The sequence below is a fragment of the Pseudorhodobacter aquimaris genome, from assembly GCF_001202025.1.
Lineage (GTDB): Bacteria > Pseudomonadota > Alphaproteobacteria > Rhodobacterales > Rhodobacteraceae > Pseudorhodobacter > Pseudorhodobacter aquimaris.
In genome coordinates this window covers 1-5,569 of the sequence record NZ_LGHS01000036.1, presented here as the reverse complement: position 1 = coordinate 5,569, position 5,569 = coordinate 1, and the positions used below count along the sequence as shown (strand labels likewise).

Below are 5,569 nucleotides of genomic sequence, written 5' to 3'. Positions count from 1 at the left end.
TACAAGGACCTCTCTGGCTTCGACTTTGCCGCCAGTGAAATCCGTGAAGCCTTGGTTCGCCAGTTGCATCGCTGCGAGTTCATGGATGGGACCGAAAACGTAGTGCTGATCGGGGGCCCAGGAACCGGGAAATCGCATGTCGCTACCGCTCTTGGCATCCAAGCGATCGAACATCGCCGTAAACGCGTCCGCTTCTTCTCAACGGTTGAGTTGGTCAATGCGCTGGAGCAGGAAAAAGCCCAAGGCAAGGCCGGAAAGATCGCTGAGGCGTTGGTGAAAACCGACTTGGTGATCCTGGATGAGCTGGGATATCTGCCGTTCAGCGCTTCGGGAGGCGCGTTGTTGTTCCACCTTCTCAGTAAACTCTACGAGCGCACCAGCGTCGTCATCACCACGAACTTGAGCTTCAGCGAATGGGCCAGCGTGTTCGGCGATGCGAAAATGACCACCGCGCTACTCGACCGCCTAACCCACCGCTGCCACATCCTTGAGACAGGTAATGACAGCTATCGGTTCAAGGCCAGCTCTGAGACAGCGAAAAAGAAACGAAAGGAGACAGCAGCATTGACGCCATCATGACGCAAAGAACATAACAGCTGGGTGGGTCAAGTCTCGGTGACAATGCCGGGTCAGTTCTCAGTGACAATCAACATGCAATTCGGATCGAGAAGATGAAGCTCACAGTTAAAGCTAAAATAACCACTGAAATGGTTATCGCTGAGTTAGGCAAAGTTGCCTTTGCGTCATTGCGCAGCTTCATCGAACTTGACGAAAACGGACAGCCACACATCAACCTGCAGAACGTGTCGAATGACGACCTTGATGCTTTGCAGGATATTCAGATCGAAACCGTATTGGAACGGCATGGCTCGAATCCGAATGGGCAGCCAGAATACAACCGCGTTCGAAAGACAAAGGTCAAGCTACTCAACAAATTGGAGGCTTTGGAAAAATTAGCCCTATATACGGGCGCCTACAAACAGCGTGACGACAACATAGCGACGGCCCTCGCCCAAGCTATTGCAGACATTCAAGCTCGCACATCACGCGCACCAATCTCTGCGGCCCAGTAGCCCGAATTGGTACACCGTGATTCCTGAGGCTTGATATACGAACGTCCCATCTAACGAACTCGTTGGGCCTCCGAAAAAGGCAAGCATTAGTGCTTTTAGTTGGATTAAACATTCAATAGCGTTTCGGCTTCTGTTTCACTAATGCCACCCAATTTAGCCATGACACGTATATGCGTTTGTGACTCCGCCAAACCCATTTTTTGGCTTTCTGCACGACACCCCTGTTCATCACTCAGGTCAAATCCATGGAACTTAGCAACTCGCTCATTTTCAAGGACACCTTGTTGGATCAATGCTTGAGTACGAGCCGGGTTGCCGTGCCCCGGCATTTGGCCACGGAATTTGTTAAACCAGTTGATCATTCTTAAAATTGCAGCGCTTTCAGCGATCCCGTCTTTGGTTGTGTCCTGCCGAATGAATGCTTCGGCCTTGCACGCCTTTGTCAACTCGCCAGGCGCAGGCCAAGACCGGGTAATCATGTTATCACCCAATCGGATCAGCATTCCATCCATCCACGCAGCGTATCCTGCGCGAGGTGCAAAACGCAGTACAGTCGCCAGCATCGAATTGGCATCTTGCTGCATCGCTTTCTGGTTTCCCTGAATTGCACGCGGCGCACTGAACCGAGCAAGAAATTCATTGAACACAACCGCAATATATTCCTCCCGGGTGTTCATTGAATCGGTCCTTTCGGAAGTTCAGCGCGTATTTGGTTTACTTGTGGTAGGGGCTTCGGATGCCCCATGGCTGCCGATGGTTCGAGGTGAGGTCTGGTCAGTTCCCCCGAGAGTTTTTCCATTGCTGCAGAGAAATACCGGAAAGAGTTTGGCGGGCCATCGCGCTTGCCAGCCATGACGCGCTCAATCTCCAAAAGCGCGTTTTCCTTTGTGATCCTTGGCAGCTTCAACCAACGCGAAACTTCGGCCATATCGGCTTGACCGCCAAGCATCGATCCGCCGCGACCTGTTAGCCCTGAACGATCGATACCAATTTTGAGGAGGATCTCTTCCCGCAAAGTTGGATTTTCTATATGATGAGGTTTTTGATCAAGGGCACGCGCACTCGCATCAGCACCATCTTCTGTGTCTGCATCTGTATCTGTATCTGTATCGTTAGAGCGTTGTTCACCATCCGCTGAGAAACATGTCTGTTTTTGTTGCCTTTTTTCTGCGCTAGCTTTTCCTGCCATAGAATTCTTTTTCAAAACCTCCGCACGCTTCAGCATCTCAGCATCCGCTCGATCACTTGAAAGCAAGCCATCTAGGTCATTGAGTTTGCCCAATTCAATAAGTTGCTTGAGCACCTTCCTGAATGTTGGTGGGCGCATGGCGCAATAGGTAGCAAGACGTAGTTCGTGCTTCTCTATTGGCCCGTTCTCTTCATAAATTCGGCACAGTAGCATGATATATACACCGACTTCTTGGGGCGTCAGCCCGCGTACGCCATTCATAAAATCTGCAGGATAGAACTTGAAATAAGGGATGAAATTGTCGGCCATCAGATCAACCCCGCTGGTACGATCAATACCAGTTGAAAAGCTGCAGGTTTACTTTTCACGGCGGTCTCCCTTTGTCTTTCGCAAAGGGGAAGCTTTCAGGTCTACAAGACCACAAAGCACATCTTCGACAAGCTGCTCTGAAAAGTAGTTCAGTCCTCCAAGCTTAATTGGTGGCGGAAGGCGACCAGCTTCAATATCGCGATAGATAGTGGTACGGCCACGGCCACCGAGCATATCTCGCAATTCGTTCATGGTAAGGTATCGCATCTCTCGGTACTCCAAGGGGTTTCGTATTCCCCCCTTTTGTTCCGATAATGATGCCGCGCAGGAGACGGAGATTTTTGCCCCGCCCCCCCTAGCTCACCCCATTCGCGCGGCAGCTAGCTCTTGTTGCGAAAGCGCACGAAAACTAATGGCCGATATACGATCGATCTGCACGGGAACTCTAAGTGGAGACCAATTGAAGGCTTTGGAAACCACGTTAGAATCCATAAAGCCTTCAAAAGCTCGTGCTAAGCCTAAAAACCTAAGACACTTACCCACATCGCCCTCCAATTCAGTCAACAAAGACGGTTCAATCACCGCTACCGCGTGAAAATGCGAAACGTTCCGAAATTTACTGAAACTGCGCTCAACTTCACGGCTGATATTCTTTGTATCACCTGTTCGAAAATACTGATGGTGGTTGAACGCCACCAGTCTCCGAGCGGCGCTGATTGTCGGGGGTCTACCCGTAGCGGCCGCAAGACGAGCTAGCTCCACCACGAATTCACCAGCCCAAACCCGTTGCCTCATGCCGCTCTCAAACACGATTTTTTTTAACCGTTGGGCAAATTCAGTTAAATTCCCATCCATGTTCGGAGGATTGATCTGTTGCTCGAGTAACATCGAAGCGTAAATGTGCTCCATCGACATTTTTTCAGACTCAGACATTGCGGCATATATCATAAAATCTGGGCGAGCTATCCAGGCACCGTTGGCATCGAACACACGCAAGTAACTCTCGGCTTCGCTGTTCATGGCTTTTCTTTCCTCGCCCATTTATCAAACATAAACCTTGCAACTTGAAGAACTTAAGAGTGACCAGTAACAAAGGCACTCCATTGATCATACAATTCCCGCCGCTGTTCTAGAAAATCGCTTCTTTGATAGGCCCGAGTTACTGCCGTCCCAACTATGTGCCCGATCATAAGTTCAGCAATTTCGAACGGTGCAGAAGTGGCTTCTGACAGCCAAACCCGCAGCGTTGACCTAAACCCATGTGGCCTAGCTTTCAAACCACGACGGTCCATCAGCCTGATCATATTTACATCACCCAAGTAACCAGGGCCTTTAGTGCCTTGGCGCGGGGCAGGAAAAATAAAACCGTCACGACGAAATGGAATTGTCCTATCCATGACGGACTGCATCTCAGCAGTTAGGGGAATCCGTATATCTGCAGTCTTCCCCTTTAAGCCCTTCAGGTTTTCGCCCGGCACGATCCAGACACCATCGCAAAACTGATCAACATGCGCCGCACGCACCGACTTGGATCGCAAACCGGTGAGGATTACCAACTTCAAAGCTAAGTTGGTAATCGTGCCTTCATTCAAAGAGGCATAGAACGCCGGAACGTCACCCCACGGCATCGAAGGGATATGTTCTGTGACATGCCGTGTTTTGCCAAGCAGCTCTTTCGCTTTCGATGTAGCCTGCAAGTCGACATCCAAGCCCTTCGCAGCTGCATAACGCAGAACGATGCCCAGACGATAAAGCGCCTTTTGGGCAGGATCTGCCGTCGTATGCCAAATCGGCGCGAGAATATCCCTAATATCGTTCTGATGTAGTTCAGTAACTGGCACTTTCCCAAGCTTTGGAAGAATATGAATCGCTAATGGAGAGAACCAGCGCCCCGCTGCTCCATCGCCTTTAAGATTAGCCTTGCGCGCTTCGAAAGCTTCTTTAGCAATCGTAGAAAGCGAAATATCATGTGTAGTCATATCTCGCTCGCGCCGCGCGCGTTCGATTATGGGGTCTTTGCCAGCAGCCAAGATCGAGCGCCAATCAGCGGCCAGTTCTCGGGCTTGGCGAAGGGGAACATCTGAAATCGCGCCGAGACCCATTTCACGACGGCGCCCAAACACAGTATAACGGAACACCCATTTCCCAGAATCTTTGGAAGATTTTACGAGCCGAAGCCCACCTCCATCTTCATATTTTCCAGCGCCTTTTGTGCGCACAGAAGCGGGCGCGAGCTTATTCAATATCGCCAATTTAGAGTCGCCCCTATTTAGTCCCCCACTTCGAATACAATACGTTGAAACACACTGGGACACAACGGAACACATATAATTTAATTACAGCTAGTTATATAGTTATCCTCCGATAATGATCGTTGGAGAGTTCAATCCTTTATTTCCTGGAAAACCGCGCCCCAATGCCCCCAGCGGAGGAGTTGCAATGCGGCAATAGTGGCATCATAAGAGGCGTGGTTCATACGGTTGCCTCTAGGAGAAGGACTTGGCTTACCTGACTTTTTCTTAAACCACTTTGCGCATAGCTGACCGTAGTGTTCTGCGTGGCGAAGGTCTGGAATCCGCCTTTTGTGAAACGGCGCCGCTTCCGGCCCAAGGACGAAGCCGCTTCGCGGCATTGGCGCATTTGGCTGATGTCGTGAGCCGCCTGCAACGCTTGGCGTTTTGCGAAGCGACCGACCTGTCTGATGATTGAGGCCTTCTCAATCATCAGACAGGAGGTTCCCATGACAGAGGAGAAAGTAACCCCGCTGCGCCAGCGGATGATCGAAGACATGCGCATCCGTGGGATGGGCGACAAGGCGCAAAAGTCCCACATCCGGGCGATCAAGGACTTCGCGTCCTTTCTGGGGCGATCACCCGACACCGCGACGCCGGAGGACCTGCGCGCATATCAGCTCCACATGACAGATACAGGGATCACGCCCTCGACCTTCAACACGCGCATTGTGGCGCTGCGGTTCTTTTTCGGCATGACCTGCGGG

The 5,569-nt window shown here is 51.1% G+C and carries 9 protein-coding genes; 3 read left to right on the top strand and 6 right to left on the bottom strand.

The window, feature by feature from the left end; genetic code table 11:
- Together istB and AKU94_RS04890 are read left to right on the top strand one after the other, a co-directional pair.
- Window positions 1–579: IS21-like element helper ATPase IstB (istB, locus tag AKU94_RS04895; protein WP_050526214.1), on the top strand; the 579-nt coding region annotated here is incomplete at its 5' end.
- A gap of 92 nt (window positions 580–671) precedes the next feature.
- Complete coding sequence (locus tag AKU94_RS04890) at window positions 672–1,073, top strand: hypothetical protein (protein WP_050526213.1); 402 nt, start codon at window positions 672–674, stop codon at window positions 1,071–1,073.
- Between the two features lie 104 nt (window positions 1,074–1,177).
- Here AKU94_RS04890 and AKU94_RS04885 read toward each other — a convergent pair whose 3' ends face one another.
- The 6 genes from AKU94_RS04885 to AKU94_RS19585 all read right to left on the bottom strand — a co-directional run bounded on the left by AKU94_RS04885 (window position 1,178) and on the right by AKU94_RS19585 (window position 5,295).
- Window positions 1,178–1,750 carry a hypothetical protein gene (locus AKU94_RS04885; protein WP_050526212.1) on the bottom strand — a complete coding sequence of 191 codons (573 nt, stop codon included), beginning with the start codon at window positions 1,748–1,750 and terminating at the stop codon, window positions 1,178–1,180.
- Window positions 1,747–2,571, bottom strand: coding sequence for a DUF1376 domain-containing protein (locus AKU94_RS04880; protein WP_050526211.1), 825 nt, complete (start codon window positions 2,569–2,571; stop codon window positions 1,747–1,749). Before AKU94_RS04880 ends, AKU94_RS04885 begins: the two co-directional genes overlap by 4 nt.
- Before the next feature lie 48 nt (window positions 2,572–2,619).
- The gene (locus AKU94_RS19045) at window positions 2,620–2,838 is read right to left on the bottom strand and encodes a helix-turn-helix transcriptional regulator (RefSeq protein WP_083444941.1); all 219 of its coding nucleotides are present in this window, start codon (window positions 2,836–2,838) and stop codon (window positions 2,620–2,622) included.
- Between the two features lie 93 nt (window positions 2,839–2,931).
- Window positions 2,932–3,591: a hypothetical protein gene (locus tag AKU94_RS04875; RefSeq protein ID WP_050526210.1), complete on the bottom strand. Its 660-nt coding sequence runs from the start codon at window positions 3,589–3,591 to the stop codon at window positions 2,932–2,934.
- Window positions 3,592–3,644: 53 nt separating this feature from the next.
- Window positions 3,645–4,823 (bottom strand): tyrosine-type recombinase/integrase, encoded by a 1,179-nt coding sequence (locus tag AKU94_RS04870; protein WP_050526209.1) that lies wholly within the window; start codon window positions 4,821–4,823, stop codon window positions 3,645–3,647.
- Window positions 4,824–5,043: 220 nt separating this feature from the next.
- Entirely contained in the window at window positions 5,044–5,295 is a 252-nt protein-coding gene (locus tag AKU94_RS19585; RefSeq protein WP_157056424.1) for a hypothetical protein, read from the bottom strand.
- A gap of 16 nt (window positions 5,296–5,311) precedes the next feature.
- Between AKU94_RS19585 and AKU94_RS04860 the strand changes: the two genes are divergently transcribed.
- The coding region (locus AKU94_RS04860; RefSeq protein ID WP_198144796.1) for a site-specific integrase at window positions 5,312–5,569 on the top strand (258 nt) is incomplete at its 3' end.